Origin of the sequence: Psychrobacter immobilis (assembly GCF_904846225.1) — a bacterium.
GTDB lineage: Bacteria > Pseudomonadota > Gammaproteobacteria > Pseudomonadales > Moraxellaceae > Psychrobacter > Psychrobacter immobilis_F.
Map to the genome: position 1 here is coordinate 38,158 of NZ_CAJGZJ010000018.1, position 19,250 is coordinate 57,407.

The following is a 19,250-nucleotide window of genomic DNA, read 5'->3' on the forward strand; positions in this document are numbered from 1 at the left end:
CTTTCGCGGTGTTGTCAGCTACCTTGTGGGTATGAATCTATAATACGAGAGACGACATAGGAGAAACTTAGCGAGGATTAAGAATTTAGTTAGGGGCGCATATTTATACGAAAAGACAAATGACGTCTTAACATTTTCTTGATAGCTGGGTGGCTACTATTGAGAGCGTAGCAAATATAGTGCTATGTCTTAACCATCCTAAAAAAGGAAAGCACTCATGTCTACCTCCCGTCAAATACTTGCATCAGAAAATAGCCTATCTAAACCGTCTAAGCTTGGTCATATGCTCAATAAAGTGCCTGAAATTACGATCGTGTTTTGGCTAATCAAAATGATGTCAACCACAGTAGGTGAAACTGCTGCTGATTTTATGATTTTTAATTTCAAGTTAGGTTTGCCGACGACCTCTTTTATTATGACGGTGCTGTTTTTAATCGTATTAGCCATACAACTAAAAGCTAAAGAATATATACCGTGGAAATACTGGCTCACCGTCGTATTCGTCAGTATTCTTGGTACGCTGATTACCGATAACATGACAGACAATCTTGGCATACCACTCGCGTACTCAACGATAGGGTTCAGCATACTACTTGCAGTCGTATTTGCTATTTGGTATGTCCGAGAGAAGACTTTATCTATTCATCACATTGATACCTTTCCTCGTGAATTATTCTATTGGATAGCTATATTAGCTACTTTTGCGCTAGGCACTGCTGCAGGTGATTGGTTTGCTGAAGGGCTTAATATCGGCTATCAAAACTCTGCATTGATATTTGCGGTAGGAATCGTTTTTATTACAGCCGGGTTTTATGTGCTTAAGTTAAACAGCGTTTTATGTTTTTGGTTGGCTTATATTTTGACCCGTCCTTTGGGCGCAGCGCTTGGTGATTGGTTATCACAACCGATAAAGAATGGAGGTTTGGCTCTAGGCGTGACCAGTATCAGTATTGTATTTTTATTAATGATTGTGAGCTTGGTAGTCTATGAGACCTATAAAAAAAGCAAAACGATAAAAAGCAACTAAGGCGTATCCTCAATCTGAACGGAAGTAGCTAAATAGGCTGGAAATGTCTAAATCTTGCCAAACGGCGTCAAACATTTGGCCAATATCCCGATATTATCTGCACTATTTTTCTTATTTGGCTACAATTTATCTCATTTTCATTTTCATTATCATTTTCAAAATGAGAACACGCTCTAATAAGTTAATGATATCCATAATTGAGATATGTGTTATAAATCAATTGAGAGTTAAGTATTTAACTTGCCAGCCAAGTAGTTGATCAGCGATGTCCGTGTGAGCAAATCGTCTAATATAAGCAAACAATGATGAATATAAAAAATATAAAGTTTAGTTGGCATTGGTTATTAGCGATTATCGCTATCGTCATGTTCACCTTGGCATCAAAATCGCTGTTTCATATGGCGCATACCCTAGATATGGCGCAGGTGACGTCTGTGCTTACTTCGACGCCACCATTCATAATGCTCAAAACCGTTGGCGTTGTGATAGCTGCTTATATGCTACTTAGCGTTTACGACTTAATAGCGATACGTTATCTCAAGACGAAAATTCCTTATCCCAAGATACTCAACACCTCGCTTACCGCTTTTTCAATTGGTCATACCTTAGGTGTGTCTATGCTATCAGCAGGGGCAGTGCGATTTCGCTATTATGGGAAACACGGTGTTGAAAGCACCAAAATAGCCAATATTATTTTGCTGGTATCGCTGGCATTTAGCTATGGCATGATGACGGTGATTGGCATATCGCTGGTAGTCAATCCACATATGTTGACGAAATTGCTCACTCATATATCGTGGCTAGGCAGTATATCGCCATTGGTATTTAAAGGGATTGGTTTCGCCATTCTAGTGTTGATTGCCGCCAGTCTCCTGTTTGCTGGCAAGTCAGGAAGGATGTTTTCTATCAAGAACTGGCAATTGCAGTTACCACCAGCAACGGTACTGTGTAGACTCATCATTCTTGCCGTGATTGATATCGCTTTAGTCGCCTATATTATTCATATGCTAATACCTGCCAGCATATCGGTCAGTTATTTAGAAGTTTTTTCCGCTTATGTCCAAGCCATTACGGTTGGCATTATCAGTCATGTACCAGGTGGACTAGGGGTGTTTGAGCTCACTATGGTGGCCTCACTTCCTCAGGTCGATAAAACCACGCTGTTATCCATACTGCTGTTATTTCGCATTCTTTATTATTTCATTCCCTTTCTGCTGGGGATATTATCCTTTGTCTTACATGAAGCCTATATTCGCTCAGGCATGGATGCCACCAAAAAACGTAGAATTTTGCCTAATATATGGGTGCCTCAGTTATTCGCTCTAGCAACCGCGGGCTTGGGTGTCGCTATGTTGGTCGTCAGCATATTACCGCCTATTGCTAACCGAGAGTTATTATTGGGAGAATTGATACCCATACCCATCATTGAAGCCTCTTATCTTCTCAATACGCTGATGGGTTTTGCCTTAATTATATTGGCGCGTGGATTGTATCAACGTCTCAATGGTGCATGGCACTTATCAATGTGGCTATTGGGCGCATCAATAGTAATTTTATTGGTCAAGCATCTAGAAATAGAAGTGGCTATTGTCGGCGGCATATTGTTCGTCATCGCCTACTTTAACCGCAGTTACTTCAATCGCCAGTCGCATTTAATGAGTTTACGCTTAAACTCACAAACCCTCATTTTGTTATCCGTATTTTTAATCAGCTTGTTTTGGGTCGGTATGTACGTGCATCGTCACGAAGCCTACAGCCCTGATTTATGGTGGAATGTATCAGGTGATGGCGGCGCCCGCTTTTTACGTTCTTACGCCATGCTTGCTATATTGACCATCGCTTACGCATTATTTAGTCTGATTCGCTTCAAAAAACTACCAGCAAGCTTACCTACTCAAACAGAGATTGCCAAAGCTGAACAAGTAACAAGACAATCTGCTTATTCAGTGGCAAATTTAAGCTTATTGGGTGACAAGCAATTGTTATTTAGTGACACGGACAATAGCTTCATCATGTATCAAATTCAGGGTAGAAGCTGGATTGTAATGTCCGATCCTATTGGAGATGAGCGTGAGTTTGGTGCTTTGATCGAGAAGTTTATGGAGTTATGCCAAAGTTTCGGCGGTACGTGTGTGTTTTATGAAGTCAGCGATAGACATCGGCAAGTATTTAATGAAAATGGCATACAACTACTGAAAATTGGCGAAGAAGCTATTGTCAATTTAAATGATTTTAGTCTACAAGGCAGTAAAAACTCTAAATTTCGGCAAGTCATTAGCCGCGGCACCAAAGATGGACTGAGTTTTGAAGTCATACCACGAGAGCAAGTTCCTGCGTTATTTGGGCAATTAAAGATGGTTTCTGATATCTGGCTACGGGATAAAAATTCAGCAGAAAAGGGGTTTTCACTGGGCTATTTTGATGAAGCATATTTAAAGCATTTTGATTGTGCGGTAGTGAAGTACCAAGAAGAAATCGTGGCTTTTGCCAATGTTTGGCAGAGCGGTCATCGTAATGAGCTATCTATTGATTTGATGCGCTACAAAGAGGTTCATAACAGCGAGGGCAAAGCAATTAAAAGTATGATGGACTATCTGTTTGTGAATTTATTTATGTGGGGGAAAGAGGTCGGCTTTCAATATTTCAGTTTGGGAATGGCGCCATTTACCGGTCTTCAAACCATAGCTAAGCCAGTTACCAAAAGCGAAATTTTAAAAAGCAATGTGTTAAGAGATGAAGCCTCAGAAGCTATGACTCAACCTACAATAAATGATAATCAAATTGAAGTGCCTATAGGGGAAGCTATCGGACCAAAATGGCGCTATGTTACCAATACTGTGACCAAATACGGTAAGAGTTATTATAATTTTACGGGGCTACGTAACTTTAAAGAAAAATTCAATCCTACTTGGGAGCCACGTTATATAGGGATTGAAACGGGGCTTAGAGCTGGCATGAGACCGATTAAAGGCTTAACGGATACGACATTACTGATATCAGGTGGACTGGGAAGTTTGGTTAAAAGTTAATACTAATGAATATAGCGGTCTAATTTGATTTTTTATTTATAGAGTGTAAGTAAAATTATGGCACTATTTAAAGATACATTCCCTACAGATATATTTCTTAGCCATTGGCGCTTGTTAGGTAGTCTATTAATAGGGCTAATCGTTGGGTTATTAGTAACCAGTATTTGGTCGTTATCTTTTAGTACCAGCTTCATTATAGGATGGGACTGCGCTATTCTCATGTTTCTGAGCACTATTATAATCATGCTACGAAAAGATACGATGCACGAGCATTTAAACAGTGCTAAGCAAAGTAAGCTTTCAGTTTTAAGCTTGATTGTCGTTTCGAGCTTTATATGTATTTATGCCATTGCGAAGCAAACTCATATGGGTAAGAACTATCAAGACCTGATGTTTGCTCTAAGCATTAGCCTGACTATTGGTACGATATTTATCACATGGCTGATGATTCAAATTATTTTTGCGATGCAATATGCTTATTTATATTTCTCTGAAGCCCAAAAAGGCCACATTTTACCTTTAGAATTTCCTGAAGCTATGATGGAGTCTAATGCTGACAGTGGGACACCAGTTGATGTCAGATTTGAGGACTTCTTTTATTGTGCGGTTGCGATTGGCACATCAGGTCAAACGGCTGATATTGCCTTTACCTCTAAAACAGGCCGAAAGCTAGCGACACTTCACAGTATCATCGCTTTCTTTTTCAACTTAGTCATTATTGCCTTGCTGATTAACATCATAGCCACTTACTTGTAATACGCTAGGTTTGAAGGGCAGTCTCTCGATAGACATTATTTATAATAAATACTAAAAGTACTACCGCCTTTGATATTGGCTTGATGGGTCAGTTGCCAGCCCATATGCGCCATGATGCGTTGAACAATACTGAGACCCAACCCTGTGCCTTCAACTTTATAACTGGCATAATCATCGTCAGGCAGTAACTCTGTAGATAACGGAGTGCGATTATTCGGCTGCTCTAAACGCGCAAATCGTTCATACAGCAAGGGCATCATAGATTCGGGAATGCCCAGACCCGTATCAGTGACTGTTATCTTGTCTTTATCAATAGTGATTATGACTTCACCATCGTCCGTGTACTGAAAGGCATTTTTGATGAGATTGCCGAGCGCCATTTTCAGCAACTCAGGTCGTACGTATGCGACATACTCTTGGTCAGCGACTACAGCATAAGTCACCGTCTTATAGCGCAATAAATACTGTAAGCGCTCCATCTCACTTAACGCAATTGTATTAATAGAGGTTTGCGGTGCGTCTAGCTTTTCTGGGGCGCGCGAGAGTAGTAATAAAGCGCTGATAATCTCGGAGGTTTCTTTGGCTGTCGTGCTAATACGGTCAGTAAACTCGCTCAAATAGCTGTCGGCTTGTAATTGGGAAGCCAATACTTCTGACGCGCCCATAATAATCGTTAAAGGCGTACGCAATTCGTGGCTCACATCTCCTGTAAACAACTGCTCACGTTTCAAATACTGCTCCAGCTTACGGTTTTTCTGATCAATAGCCCGTGCCAATACACCAACCTCCGATGGTAAGTGCGTCAGTTCGGTTAGATTTCGATGATCGGTTTCAACCGCTTTTTTTAGGTCTAATAACGGTTTGGTGATCTGCTTCGACGATAGCTGAGAGAAGATAGCGGCAATTAATAAGCTTAAAATGACAGCGACTCTCAAAGCATCAGCAAAGATATCTTCTAAATGTTCAAAGATGGCCAAAACAGGATAATTCGCCAACGCCATTTCTCTGTCTTCGATATAGGTCAAAATATATTTCTGTTTATTTTTATTGTAGATAAAGTAATGAAGGTTAGTGTGGGTTGTGCCTGTCTTAGTGTTAACAGTGACAGAGGTTTCTTGCACCTCATTCTTTGCCATTGCTTTCAGATTTTCAGGCGCATTATCATAGCGATAAATTTTGATGCCCGGATCTGCGACATAAACAGGTTGCTCACCTTCCTTTTCTTGACTCAGCTCTAACTGTTGCAGTAGACGTGCTTTTACCAGCTCTTTCTCCATCGTTGTCTCAGCATACATAAAAATGCTGACGAAAGTCGCACACAGTAGTAAAGCAAATAAAAAGTATGATATTCGAAACTTGTTAACGATAGAGTCAATACTGAACATAGCATCACTTCGTAGTAAAGGTGGTAAACAGAATGGCAATGAATAACTATAGTTGATTCACTTTAAGAGTGATACACAGGTTTTACACTTTATCTGGGTCAATAATTTGGTAACCAACACCCGGCACTGTCACTATCATAATATCAGCAAACGGTTTATCAACTTGTGCACGCACACTGTGCATATGGGTACGCAGCGCGTCGCTACTAGGCGTATCTTCACCCCATACCTTGTCTTCTAATTCGTTCTTACTGACGACTCGGGGCGAGGCACACATCAAAGCTTCCAATATTTTAAACCCTGTTGGCGTGAGTTTTAACGATTTATTTTCTCGGGTAATTGTGTGCTCCTCTGTATTCAAGGACAACTTTCCGATAGTGATACTGTGATGAAAATGGTCATTTTGATGTCGACGTATAAGTGCTTTGATGCGTGATTCTAGCTCAATTAGTGAGAAGGGTTTTACCAGATAATCATCAGCGCCACTATCGAAGCCTGCAACTTTATCTGAAATCGTATCGCGAGCGGTTAGCATCAATACAGGGGTTTTATTATGGAACTCTTCTCTGAGTTTTTTGCACAGTTTTGTACCGTCCATACCGGGCAGCATGACGTCTAATAAGATAACGTCGTAGCGATTATTTGAGGCCAGCGTTAGGCCGCTAATGCCATTATGAGCATTATCTAACTCAAACCCTTTGGGCTCAAAAAAAGCATAAATATTGGCCACGATATCCGGATTGTCTTCAATAATAAGTATCTTGTACATATTTATCTCATGCATAAATGCGAGCAGTGTTTGGGTTTAAACGCCCTAATAATCAGACTTAAAAAAGGTTAGTGCTGTTGCCACTTCGTCAGTCGTAATACCGAAAAAGTTAAGCAAAGTTGGCGTAATAAAATCATGTGATACTGGCTGATCAGTCATGCTAACAAGGCTGCTTTTATCAATATTATTGCTGGTAGGTGACCAAATAATAACGGGTACATGCTTTTGCGCGTCAGGCGCTATAGAGTATGGTAGGCCATGCAAATAAATATTATTTTCACCCAAGCTTTCTCCATGATCGCTCATATATACCATCACCACATCGTAATCTTGCTCATAGGTTTTTAGTGTATCAATAACTTTATCCAAGAAATAGTCGGTATAACGAATGGCATTGTCATAACCATTGATAACAGATTGATCATCGCATTTAGAGAGCTCGTTAGTCTTGCATACGGGCTTATATTCTTCAAATTCTTTAGGATAACGTTGGTAGTAAGCAGGACCATGATTGCCCATTTGATGTAATACAATCAGTGTGTCTTTAGCAGGCACGTCCGATTTTACCGCTGTATCTGACTTAACTAAAGTATTAAAGCCATCAAGCATACCGATATCGCGACACTCAACATCGCAATTTGGATTGACATCGGCTTTCTTGTAATCTTCGAAATTTACTCGATTTGCCACGCCTTTAGAGCTAGAGTTATTATCACGCCAAATGACGTTGATCCCTTGTTTGTTTAACGTGTCCAGTACATTCTCATTATAGTTCGCACTATTAGGGTCATAATTTTCTCTATTAGCATAGCTAAACATACAAGGGACGGAATAAGCGGTAGAAGTCCCACAAGAGGTGGCCTGTTTAAAACTATAAATATCTGGTTGTTTGGCTAGCAGCGGCATTGTATCGCGCTTATAGTCATTAAGACCGATATGATCAGCACGAACCGCTTCACCAACAACAAATACCATAAGTTTAGGTTTCGCAGCCTTAGTCCCAGCAGTAGGTACGAGACGTTTGGCATCGGTCGCATGCAATATTAAAGTGTCAGGACGGCGTAGCTCATCTAAATAGTCGGTACCTAATTTAATCACGGAGTAGATAGGCGTAATGGGGTTAGCATAGCTACGAACCATTTTATGTTGACGAAAAAAGGTCGCGTATTGATCACCGAAGGGTAGAAGACAGACGGCTATTAAAGCAATAGACAGTATTAGCGTCACGGTTCTTTGCAATAGTGCTCGACGTAAAGGCGTTCGTTTTATGCGAATTTTAGCAATAATAACAGCAGGTATAATGCCCAGCAAAAACACCCGAATAAATAAGCTTAACGACATCAGTCCCATCGCTTCGCCTTCATCGGTTTGCATGCTATTAATCAGCATATTACTATCAAATATTGTCCCGTAAGAGTCCGTAAAATAACCGCACACAGCAGCGATCAAAACCATCGCTATCAGCACTGGCTTTGCGATTGGTCGATAGCATAATAATTGGAAGAGTAGCCACATTAAGCCAAACAACAAGCCTGTGATAGAAATCATGAAACCAATGTTATGACTAAACGGATAAATACTCAGCACTTGCTCAAAAAAACCAAAGTTCGCGGTAGCTACTAAATAAAGAGCAACGATAACAATCAAATAATTGAGATTAATCTCGTGATTGTAAATCTTACTTAGATGGCTTTTTTTAGTATTGCCGTTAGTGGTATCGGTGCTAAGTGCTTGAGAGGTTGACATAGACGGGCTTCTCAACTGAGTAATAAGGAATGCAATTTCTTACGATAACAAGTGACCTGTTAAGAAGGTGTTAAGATCGTTGGGTTAAGTGACAGTTTAAACAGATATTAAGATTAATTACACTAAAAAATTAGCTAACGTTAATGAGAAGCACTTTAACACGCACTGCTGCTATCAATTTTGCTTGCTGTGCATGCGCAGACAGAGGCTGCGAAAAATTGATGGCAGCAATACCGTAGCGTTTTAGGGTGTTTTGACTATATTTAACTTCGATAATACTCAGTATATCTACTTTAGTCTAAAATTTAAGCAATAAAAAACCCCGCAAACAGTGTGTTTGCGGGGTTTAAATATGGTGGGCCCAGTAGGACTTGAACCTACGACCAAAGGATTATGAGTCCTTTATCTTACAACAACAATACACGATAACTAACAATAAATAGCTATGAGAAAATTTTTATCGCCCTAAAACAGGTAGGTTTAGAGGATAAGCTAAGTTTATATAGCAACAATTAGATATATCTAAAGATAATTTTCAAGTATCAAAATAGTATCAAAATAAATTATAACTTCAATGCTTAAAAGTACAGGGGTTCATAAAACCTAGTTTATGCTGTTTAATGATAAAGGACAAAGCTTTCGTTCAAAGTATCAAAAAAGTGAAGAGCAAGTCACTTTTATTTTTATATAACGTATTGGTCAACTGAATTTAGACTACCTTTAAATATTTTATCCAAAGTAATATTTTTGTATTTTTACTGATGTTAAGTGACATTTTAATTTATAAGAACTCACCGTTTGAAATTAGGCTCAAATATTGTCACTAATAGCACTTCTAGTCTTGTAAATATTTTGTAACTGTTCTTTAGCATCTGCTCTTTCTTAAAGCTTCTAAAAAAGCGCTTATTAGGTGGATTATACTATGAGATAGAGTTACCAAAGTACTGTTGTAATTGAGCGGAATGCAGTGGGATATAGCTCTAATGGTTTATCGTTTCAGCGCCTTCTTCATTTCATATTATGGCAATCTGCCACCTCTCTATCAAACGTATTACTGATGCATTTTAATATGTTGATATTGTCACATGTAATATATTATTCATAAGAGTGTTTAAAGTTATACTTCGTTAGTTCTGACCAATAGTCCGATCAGCATTACAAGCTTGATTTTTATAGTAAAAGGTCCTGCTGATTAGACTACAAGCAAGTTAAGCTGATTAATACCAATAATGGCAAACATCTACTGACCATAAAGAAATGTAAAAACCATAATATTATTCTATAAAATTGTTTCCCATAATAGAGAAACAATGATAGAGTGTTTCTCTATTATGGGAAACAAAGAGATATATTATGAATAATAAATCAGAGCAAACTATAGCAACAAGACTTAAAAATGTCATGAAAGAAAGGCGGTTAAGGCAAGTTGAAATATCTAAAGCGATAGGTGCATCCAGAGGAACCGTGTCTAAATGGCTGTCAGACACTGCTCAACCTAGCCAAGAATATTTATTACGTTTAGCCGAAGTACTAAAAGTTTCTGCAGATTGGATTATAGAAGGAGATAATTACTATGCTTCTTATGATGACTTAGATGACATGGTAGATGCAGTCAGGGAAACCAAGAGGGACATGTACCTTCAAGAATTAAAATTGAAAAATAATATTCCTTATAGCATAAGGTACTTAGAAGAACTCTATGAAGATATGAAATTTAGAGAACTTGAAGAGCTTGAAGAAAAACATAACAATTCATTATCACATTTTCATGATTATAATAATGAATTTAATGACGCTTCACAGAAGGATAGTGAACTTGAATTCATAGAAAACTATGAAAATGAAAGAAAGATTTCCCAAAATATTTTGGCTAAATTTGCAATGAAAGCTGGCGCAGACATAAATAAAACAATCTACTATATTTTGGAAGATGATTGTATGTTACCTGTGATGTATCGTAGAGCTGAATGCGCGGTAGATACTAGTAAACTCGAAATTAAGAACGGTAAGATTTATTACTTTAAGCATGGTGTGGTTTATCGAACAAACGTTTTATATAATCAGCCTGATGGAGGATTACTGATTCGAAGTATCAATGATGACTTTGAAGATGAAATAGTGAGCGCCAAAGATATAAGCGTTATAAATATCATTGGTTGGGTATATTCATGGACAAATTTGGATATTTGGTAACTACCCAAATTACGTTAATGTATACATAGCTGATTTCTTATAGAACTTTGCTTATTGTTTCAACCACCAGTTAGGTGGTTTTTTTTGCTTGAAATTAATTAATCTTCATAAACTGTGTTCAGATATATTTATATGTGGTGAAATATATTTACATGTGTTGCTTTCGTTTCTTTACTAATATATAGTCATTATGAATCAACACTTAGTGAGGAACAAAAATGAGCCCTAAAAAAGGTTGGTCCCAATACAGCGAGGAAGAAAAGACTTTAATGAGACAAGCCGTGGTCAATGCAAATTCAGATACGCCTTTTCCACCTAAATACGCAGCAGCATATCTTGGAAAATCTTTAAGTACTCTGCAACATATGCGTTGTCATCAAACAGATGGCATTAAGTATATAAAAGTTGGCGGTCACATTATTTACAGAAGGCGTGATCTTGACGAATATCTTGATAAGTATGGGTAATCTTATATTTGAGAGATAAAAGAATAGATTAATAGTTAGCTAACCCACAAGTTTTTAATAACTAAATTAGGAAAAGCAAATGAATAAATTGAATAAAGACTCTTTTACTAATCAAGAGAGCATGTTAGTAGACAATACTATTGATTTACAAGTCGAACAATGGAGTGCCCCTGAGTCATTATCTAATGATTCAATAGAACCAACACAATACCCAATACGAGCATGGCCAGGCAAATTACGGAAAGTAGTGGAAGCAATTGCTTTTTATACACAGGTTCCAACAGCTATGTCAGGTCAGTGCGTATTAGGGTCTATAGCACATATTGGACAGGCTCTTATTGATGCGCCAATGGGTCATATTCATATGCCTGCTAGTCTATATTTAATTACTGAAGGATCTAGTGGCAGTGGTAAAAGTAGCGCTATGAGACTAAGTCATAATGAAATAAGAGCTCATCAAAAAAAACGATACGACATATTTGTAGAAAAACTAGAAGAGTGGGAATCTCAGAAATCGGGATTAAAAGGCAATGATCTTAAAAGCTACCTACATAAGAACTCTAGACCACTCAATCCAGTAAATATGTTTAGTGATGCTACTATTGAGCCCGTACTTGATCGTTTCCTCAGTAAAGAGATGAAAAATGCCAGTTTTATATCAGATGAGGCTGGGCAGTTCTTCAATGGCTATACAATGAGTAGCGATACTGCAGGGAATGCTATGTCTGCATTAACCACTTTGTGGAGTGATGGAACTGTTGATCGTTTACGATCACAAAAAGGTGAAAACAGTATCACTAATTCACGTGCTTATGACGTACGTCTAGGAATATTTCTTATGGGCCAAAGAGTAATTCTTGAAAAGGCTTTAGCTAACCCATTGTTAGATGGTCAAGGGTTGTTAGCACGATCGCTATTTGCTTGTCCCAGTAGCATACAGGGACATAGAGTATGGAATGACCTAGATCGCAGACAAAAAGACCCATATGCGGATCCAGATTTAGTAGGCTACTGGGAAAGATGTGGACATCTTTTGAAACTGTCAAGTACCAATGATTCTCAAAATAATGAAGAGCGTATTAAGATGCGCTGGCATGATGAACTGGCAGAGCAGGCATTTTATGACGGTATGCAAGCTATTGAAATTCGACAAGCGAATGGTGAGGCCTTAGAGTATTTAAGAGCTTATGCAAGTAGGTTAGCGGAAAATGCTAGTAGAATAGCCTCTCTAATCGCATTCTTTGATGAGCGTGAGACGATAACATCCGATGATATCAATAGAGCATTCTTACTAGTAGAATATTCAATAAGTGAACGTTTGCGTTATTTCGATTCTACTCCTTCAGGAGAACAGAATAATAGTGAAAAATTGAGTAGCTGGCTTATTGATAAAGCTAAGAATAAACAACCTACAAAGCTTAGTTATTCTTATATTTACAATGGAGCACCAATGCCCATGAGAAAAGATGTAAGACTACTGAAAACAGAACTCAGTATTTTAGAAAATGCTGGGCATATTAAGCAAAAAAAAGAAGGCAATAAATTGGTAGTTTATATAAATCCCCAATTATATTCATGATAAGTACGTTTAATCTATCTGACCATAGATTAAGAAGTTGTCTAGTAAGAATTACACGTTAGCTTACTTTTGTAGGTCATTTGATGCTGTCTAAATATAAAGGTTTAGGCAGTTTAGGCAGGATTAGGAATAGGTTATTACCATGTATAGACCTCTTATTAAAAGGCTTGTAGGCAATTAAGGCAAATTAGGAAAGCGCTAGGCTTATAATTTTATATAGGGAATATATATACTCATCTGTGTATATGAGCCTATATGTAATTTGAACTGTCTCGATTTTATCGGAGACAGATTCATCTAAGAAATCAAACCCCAATATTAAGAACGTCACTTAAGAAAACTAAGCTTTATATCTCAGCCCTCTAAACTATATAAATAATAACATATAGGGCTTTTCCGAATAATTAGATTCGAATAAATTTGTAGCAAGTTTAGATATCAATGATATTTCGAACACCATAACATCAGGGGAAGTACTACCTAATTAGTTAGAGTTTAGACTATTCTAGGATTAAATTATTTCTAATATCGGTCTCAATTTCAGAACTAAACCTTCAAACACTAACAACGGTTAAAGGTATCGATCTAGCGACTAAGGCTTCTTGAGTTATTGCTAAGAAATTATCTTTTAGATGATTATAGTATGGCTGTAGAGCAGGGTGGCTAACAGCGATATGTGACTGAACCAACCTAGTCTGCTTTTTATTCATATTCAGCATCTCATCGTTCTTTAGCCAAGGCTCTTTAGGTAGAATAACGCCATTAGCTAAAATAGCTTCTCCGATGGATTGCGCTATGCTTAGACCAGCAAAATCGTAGTCAGCAAATACATATTTACAGCACTTAATATTTTTAAGGCTCTCATAAATTAAAGCGGCATTACTAGCCTTATGGCCTCTATAAACTAAAGCGGTAGTTTTACCAAGCCAGCCTTCTATTAATGCTAAGTCTGGCTTGGTAAAACGACAGAAGCTAGTGAAGTTTTCTATGACAATAAGATTATCAATATTCCACTGTGTCAAATCATCACTATGCACACCGAGATAGGCGTTTTGTTTAGAGGCTTTATGGATATAATTCTGGGTAGCAATGACCAAATCATCGTCAGAACCTAATAGTCGCAATTCGAAGAAACCTTCTGTGGGGGCTTTACTCAATATTTTCTCATTGGACATAGTCAAGCTGTTGTCGACACGATCTTTGGTTTTCATAGCTGCTATGTCGTCGTGCGCTATGTCTATCTTGGTATGTGCTTTGATTAGGCTAACAATACGGTTCCAGCCACCCGGCTTTATATGTATAGTGCGTCCTATTTTGTAACCTATATCTGCATCATAAACGACCAGTAGCGCAAAGACATTGCTAGGTGTCCTAAAAGCGATGGTATCCTCGCCAGCCTGTAGCTTTTGTTGTATATCAAGCAAAGTCTTACTACTCTCTAGGCGCTGAGCGAGTTTGGCGTCCATAATTCGTTTTCACTAGGTTCGGTAGAGGTGGTATGGCATCTGACGTACTTGGCATCTGTTATATACAGAGTGTCACAAGTATCGGACAGCCATCTCTTTTTTAGATAAAGCTTCCAGTAGCAAGTGTCTTTTTTCTTAATAATATAATCGTTCTTGAAGTTGCTCCCACAGACTTTAAGCACTAAAGCTAAAAAGGCTTTGTATTCCACGACATGGCTCAAGCCTGCAGTTTGCCAATATTCTCTGACTGAGTAACACCTGCTTAGATCATCCGTATTATTATTGGAGAGATATTTTAGAACCCAAAGCTTTTCAGGTGAGGGCTTTTGTTGTTCAACCCTATCTGACGATTCAACATACTCACCCTCATAAACCTTAATATCTTTACCTTGAGTAATGGGTTGGCTGCTGGCAAGTTTACCCATGATGGTCGCGAGTAAGTAGCTGTCGTCGCTTAATTCAACATTGTAAAGATTATCACTGACGTCTATACCACCAAATGCCAAGCCTATGCTTTCAATATCTCTTAACTCAAGCCCCATCTGCTTAGGAGTAAACTGCTCATTTCTCAATGCTTTATGCAGTTGCCAAAGTATCTTATTCTGGCGGTTCTGATCTTTTTTTAGTTTGTCGATAAGCAGGATAGTCTTATCTAGATGAATGCCCATTTCATGGTTGAATCTAACGATAGAGTCGGATAGATACTCGTCCAGTATGACCGCAGCTTTAGTGTAGTCGCCATGGAGTTTATAAAGCTCTTCACGACCTAAAATAGCTGTTTTCTGGATCTGTGATTTAATTTTTTTATTTAAGCTTTCAAGGATAATACGCTTAGCTTTTATGTTAGGGGTATTATTTAGATCTGAGTTAATTATGTACTCTATATTTGCCATCTCGCGGCCTAAAGCCTCTGATAGCATATTGGCTTCATCTCGGATATTCGCTAAGTGCATCATCTCATCATGCGTTTCATCAAATGAGTCTGATGCCGCTTGCGCCATTTGAATGGAGTGGTGAATATTTTGCTTCCAGTCTTCTACGTCTGGCATGGTATGCGTACGGTAAGACTTTTGATCAACCGTTCTCAAAATATCTCTAAAACTAGATCCAAGCGTAATACTATTGGCATTAACGCTTATGACGCCACTATCACGAAGAGTTTTATACTGTTTGGAGCTTGTATTTACGGGACCGTAACACCCTTCAGGAGAGTAAGCCTCAAAGAGCACATCGGCTTTATCCGTAATTGCTCGGCCCAAGGTTTTTATCTTATCCTCTGTAAGTTTTATACCCTCACTCATAAGCCAAGTCCTTGCTGCAGTTCGACCTCGCTTTCATCAGAGTCATCACTATCATCAAAAAGGTTTTCGGTGATGTATTCAAAGATTTGGCTAATATAACTAATCGTGCCAGTGACACGATATATCTTTTGTGCGCTATTAGACAAGATGACAATATCATGTTTTCTTAGTCGCTCAAGTAGCGCTTCTACTTGTTGATCATTGGGTTTTTTGGTAGCACCCGTAATTTCAGAGATTTGATTGAGCATACTCTCAAAATGTTTATTGTCATTAGCGGCCAGTACTAACTCAGCTTGTTTAAGCTTGTCACCTATTACCAAGGCGTTATTATTCTCATCAGCGCTGGCAAGACAAGTCAGCATCTCAATGATAGGCCCAATATTGTTATATATATCATGGAACTGCTTAGAGATTGCCTTTTTGTCAGACTCAGAGGGCAGGGTGTTCAAGCCAGCATAAACATCGCCATCACACATAGAGACAAGCTTAACGCCAAAGGGTTGAAGATGGCTTAAGATACGATTGAAGTTGTCTTCACTATCCTTTAACCATTTATAGGCTTCAGGTTCGCTGACAGGACAGATAAGCTTGTTCTGCATTATCATTCTTAATATGTCATGCTCTTTCATTCTTCAAATACTCCATATTGCTCCAACTGATGGTCTTGAGTTAGCGAATACATATCATCTGTCTGTGATAGCTCATACCTAAAGGTGTTAACATCATAAGCGCAGCCAATGTTGTTAGAGAACAGGGGAATCACAGCATCATGTGGGTTTTCTGGAGCGGCGCACATGGCTGAAATACCAAGTTTTTGTAGTAAACCTAGTAGCTCTTGGGTATTGGTAGGGTCAAGCACACCCACTTCATCAATAAAGAACTTAAGCTCGCTGGTATCGGTGGTTGATATGACTGAGAGTAGGGCAATATAAATAATCAGCTGGGCAATACGCATGGTGCCATTTGAGCCGATATCAGGGAAAGATTTGGCACGGTCGGTATGCTGCTCCTCTTTACCTCTTTGTTTCACTGTTAAGCTGACAAAGAACTGCTCTGAGAGTTTGATATTCATTTTGTTTTGACCAATATAGCTCTGTACTTGATCAAGTTTCATTAGCAGATCTTTATCAGGCATACGATATCTGTCATGAATATCCTTATTAACCCATTCTTCAAACGCCTCGGTAAAGGTATTGAGTACCGAATACCATTCGTTATCTCTAATACTAGAGGTTAGCGTAATCTTTAGATTCTCGATAGCCAACGCGCCTAATTTATCACAGACCTCTCTACAGCTACGATTAATACGATTTGAGAATGTGGTTAGACTATGATGCGCTTGGTCTAGTTTAAATTTAAAATCGCGAATTTTATGAGCTTCGACCAGATAGTGATTGATGATGACCTCTTTTCTAGTCTCATGCTCGTTGTTTAAATACTCAGTAAAGATACGCGCTTGTATGAACCAGTTATAGTCATCAGGACGGCCTACTGTGCTGTTATTAGCAAGTAGGGTCTCAAACATACTCTCGTTATTAATAAATGGCGATTTTACCGCGCTGAGTATTTTGATACCATCAAAGATCGTATGCCGAGTTTTCTCAATGGTCCCCTTAGATTTATCAAGTACAGATAGGGCAGTATCATGTAGCTCCAATAGGGTTTTTGAAGCAAATTCTACAGTTGGTGGCTGATTGGGTACAAGTGTACTTACAAAGGTATTGTTAGCGGCTTTCAGGGTAATCTCTAACCGCTCAAAATCAGTATTAGCTGCTGCTAAGTCTTGCTCAATACTTAAGGCTGCCTCCGATAAACGAGTAGCTTCTTTGGTTTTCTCTTCGATAGTCTCGTTGAAAGTCTGAGTCTTGGTGATAACAATAGATTCAAGCTCACTGCGTTTTTGAGTATAAACACTAGTCTGTGTGTACTCTTCAGTTAGAAAATCTTTATACAAGGCGACGCGCAACTTTGCCGCTTCAGCACGTTTGAGCTGAGCGTTAACGTCTTTGATAGTCTCTCTAACTTTAATTATCACGCTATCATCATAGCCGTTAGCATTAATAGCATGGTCTCGGCGCTGGCGAGCACTAGCACTCTCTTGTTTCGCCTCAGCGTTAGCCGCCTTTTTGTCTTGAGCGAGCTGCTCTTTTCTCTGGGCTTGAGTCGTTTTTAATTGCTCAAGCTTAATCTTATCCTGTTGCTTGATATTATCAAGCCCCGACTTTCACAAAGCCACCTGGCAAATCTCATTATTATCAATTTGTAGTGGAGGCATTGTGAATACTGACTTAGAGGTTTTATCAGTATAGTGTGTTCATATTTTGGTTGATAATCTATATCTATAAATGCTATCTGTAGACCCTTAATATTGTAGGTAATGGCATCTAGTAATAATTAACTCATAGATATACATTAATTCTGTAGAAGTTATTATTTCAAAACTACCTTGCCAGCCGCACCATCCATTCGATAGTTTTTAATGTCCCCAGCGATAACCAGGTTAATGGCTTTTTCGATCTCATCAAGCGGAACATTGAACCACTCTGTTGCCTTGTATAGGTTGTCATTTGCTGCTTTTGAGGATACTTTTACTCTTTGATCATAAAAGAAGGCGTGCAATACACCTTCCACGCTCCGAGCATTGGCATCATAGACTTGCCACTCAGCAATGATATCTACTGGTTGTTGTAGGAATGCGGTATCCCTAATTGAGTGCTTAGTACGAGCCTCTCCTGTAAGGGTTGAGAAACCAATTTTATGCAGGTGTTTATAGTGCGCTAAGTTGCTTGGCGTATCAGTCAGCTTGGCGACATAAATGACACCAGTAAGTTGCCGATTGTCTCCAAAGTTTTTGGCGAGCTCATCATCCATCCAGTCAGGATCAGTAATTAAGAGCTGATAGCTGTTTTCATATTTATACTGCGCGGTAGCCAATGAATGAGTAAGCATATTCGACTCTGTACCGTTAGAAAATATTAAGCGTAGCCTCTCTTGGCTTCGAGTGTTCTTTCTAGCCTCTGCTTGATAGATATCAGCCACATAACAAAGCATGCCGTTTAAAACAAAGACACTACCGATATTGATGTCTTTCACCGATGAAAAATTATTTTTGGTAAAAGCCCCCGTTTGAATAGCTTTAGATATGCGCTCAAAGGTTGCTTCAAACTTATAAAAGTCCTTACATTCAAAGCGAGTTGCTATTTCTTCATCATCGTACTGGTCATAAGTATTGCGAGAACTGAGCTGACTATCACTGACTAAGATTTCAGAATGGATGTTGTCAAAAATCCCTAGGTCGGTAACCCTCCCAAACTTAAGACACCTAATAAATAGAATTACGCTGGGCACAGCCTAAGTTTCTGCACCAAGGATGGATGGTGAATAATCTACCTAAAATTTTTCATGATATAGGCCATATCGATTTTATAAAGAATTAACTATAAAACAATAACTATTGAGCTATGCTGAAGAAACCGTAGAGATAAACTTGGTAAACTAAGCATATTCACAGGAGTTTACCATGACCAAGAAA

At 38.6% G+C, this 19,250-nt stretch carries 14 protein-coding genes; 6 read left to right on the forward strand and 8 right to left on the reverse strand.

What is annotated here, in order from left to right; translation table 11 throughout:
- Window positions 1-217 precede the first annotated feature (217 nt).
- From JMX48_RS11240 to JMX48_RS11250, 3 genes are all read left to right on the forward strand, one after another.
- The gene (locus JMX48_RS11240) at window positions 218-1,027 is read left to right on the forward strand and encodes a hypothetical protein (RefSeq protein ID WP_265088788.1); all 810 of its coding nucleotides are present in this window, start codon (window positions 218-220) and stop codon (window positions 1,025-1,027) included.
- A 305-nt stretch (window positions 1,028-1,332) separates the two neighbouring features.
- A complete protein-coding gene (gene mprF, locus JMX48_RS11245; protein ID WP_201537801.1) occupies window positions 1,333-4,056 on the forward strand; it encodes a bifunctional lysylphosphatidylglycerol flippase/synthetase MprF in 2,724 nt (907 codons plus the stop codon).
- Window positions 4,057-4,113: 57 nt separating this feature from the next.
- A complete protein-coding gene (locus tag JMX48_RS11250) occupies window positions 4,114-4,812 on the forward strand; it encodes a DUF1345 domain-containing protein (RefSeq protein ID WP_201537803.1) in 699 nt (232 codons plus the stop codon).
- A 35-nt stretch (window positions 4,813-4,847) separates the two neighbouring features.
- Here the strand turns inward: JMX48_RS11250 and JMX48_RS11255 are convergent, their stop codons facing one another.
- The 3 genes from JMX48_RS11255 to JMX48_RS11265 form a co-directional block, all read right to left on the reverse strand.
- Window positions 4,848-6,197, reverse strand: a complete 1,350-nt coding sequence (locus tag JMX48_RS11255; protein WP_201537805.1) for a sensor histidine kinase — start codon at window positions 6,195-6,197, stop codon at window positions 4,848-4,850.
- A gap of 82 nt (window positions 6,198-6,279) precedes the next feature.
- The gene (locus JMX48_RS11260; protein WP_201537807.1) at window positions 6,280-6,966 is read right to left on the reverse strand and encodes a response regulator transcription factor; all 687 of its coding nucleotides are present in this window, start codon (window positions 6,964-6,966) and stop codon (window positions 6,280-6,282) included.
- A gap of 45 nt (window positions 6,967-7,011) precedes the next feature.
- Window positions 7,012-8,712, reverse strand: coding sequence for a phosphoethanolamine transferase (locus JMX48_RS11265; RefSeq protein ID WP_201537809.1), 1,701 nt, complete (start codon window positions 8,710-8,712; stop codon window positions 7,012-7,014).
- Between the two features lie 1,353 nt (window positions 8,713-10,065).
- Between JMX48_RS11265 and JMX48_RS11270 the strand changes: the two genes are divergently transcribed.
- From JMX48_RS11270 to JMX48_RS11280, 3 genes are all read left to right on the forward strand, one after another.
- Window positions 10,066-10,905: an XRE family transcriptional regulator gene (locus JMX48_RS11270; protein ID WP_201537811.1), complete on the forward strand. Its 840-nt coding sequence runs from the start codon at window positions 10,066-10,068 to the stop codon at window positions 10,903-10,905.
- A gap of 218 nt (window positions 10,906-11,123) precedes the next feature.
- On the forward strand, window positions 11,124-11,372 hold the full coding sequence (locus JMX48_RS11275) for a helix-turn-helix domain-containing protein (protein WP_201537813.1): 249 nt from the start codon (window positions 11,124-11,126) through the stop codon (window positions 11,370-11,372).
- A gap of 79 nt (window positions 11,373-11,451) precedes the next feature.
- Window positions 11,452-12,951 carry a DUF3987 domain-containing protein gene (locus JMX48_RS11280; protein ID WP_201537815.1) on the forward strand — a complete coding sequence of 500 codons (1,500 nt, stop codon included), beginning with the start codon at window positions 11,452-11,454 and terminating at the stop codon, window positions 12,949-12,951.
- A gap of 554 nt (window positions 12,952-13,505) precedes the next feature.
- On the opposite strand, the gene JMX48_RS11285 is transcribed toward JMX48_RS11280, so the two are convergent.
- The 5 genes from JMX48_RS11285 to JMX48_RS11305 form a co-directional block, all read right to left on the reverse strand.
- Window positions 13,506-14,417: a hypothetical protein gene (locus JMX48_RS11285; protein ID WP_201537817.1), complete on the reverse strand. Its 912-nt coding sequence runs from the start codon at window positions 14,415-14,417 to the stop codon at window positions 13,506-13,508.
- The gene (locus JMX48_RS11290) at window positions 14,390-15,718 is read right to left on the reverse strand and encodes a hypothetical protein (RefSeq protein ID WP_201537819.1); all 1,329 of its coding nucleotides are present in this window, start codon (window positions 15,716-15,718) and stop codon (window positions 14,390-14,392) included. The genes JMX48_RS11285 and JMX48_RS11290 overlap by 28 nt, the downstream gene beginning before the upstream one ends.
- Window positions 15,715-16,347: a hypothetical protein gene (locus tag JMX48_RS11295; RefSeq protein WP_227687995.1), complete on the reverse strand. Its 633-nt coding sequence runs from the start codon at window positions 16,345-16,347 to the stop codon at window positions 15,715-15,717. The genes JMX48_RS11290 and JMX48_RS11295 overlap by 4 nt, the downstream gene beginning before the upstream one ends.
- Window positions 16,344-17,924 (reverse strand): ATP-binding protein, encoded by a 1,581-nt coding sequence (locus JMX48_RS11300; protein WP_201537831.1) that lies wholly within the window; start codon window positions 17,922-17,924, stop codon window positions 16,344-16,346. The genes JMX48_RS11295 and JMX48_RS11300 overlap by 4 nt, the downstream gene beginning before the upstream one ends.
- A gap of 224 nt (window positions 17,925-18,148) precedes the next feature.
- Window positions 18,149-19,066 (reverse strand): GIY-YIG nuclease family protein, encoded by a 918-nt coding sequence (locus JMX48_RS11305; protein WP_201537823.1) that lies wholly within the window; start codon window positions 19,064-19,066, stop codon window positions 18,149-18,151.
- Window positions 19,067-19,250 lie beyond the last annotated feature (184 nt).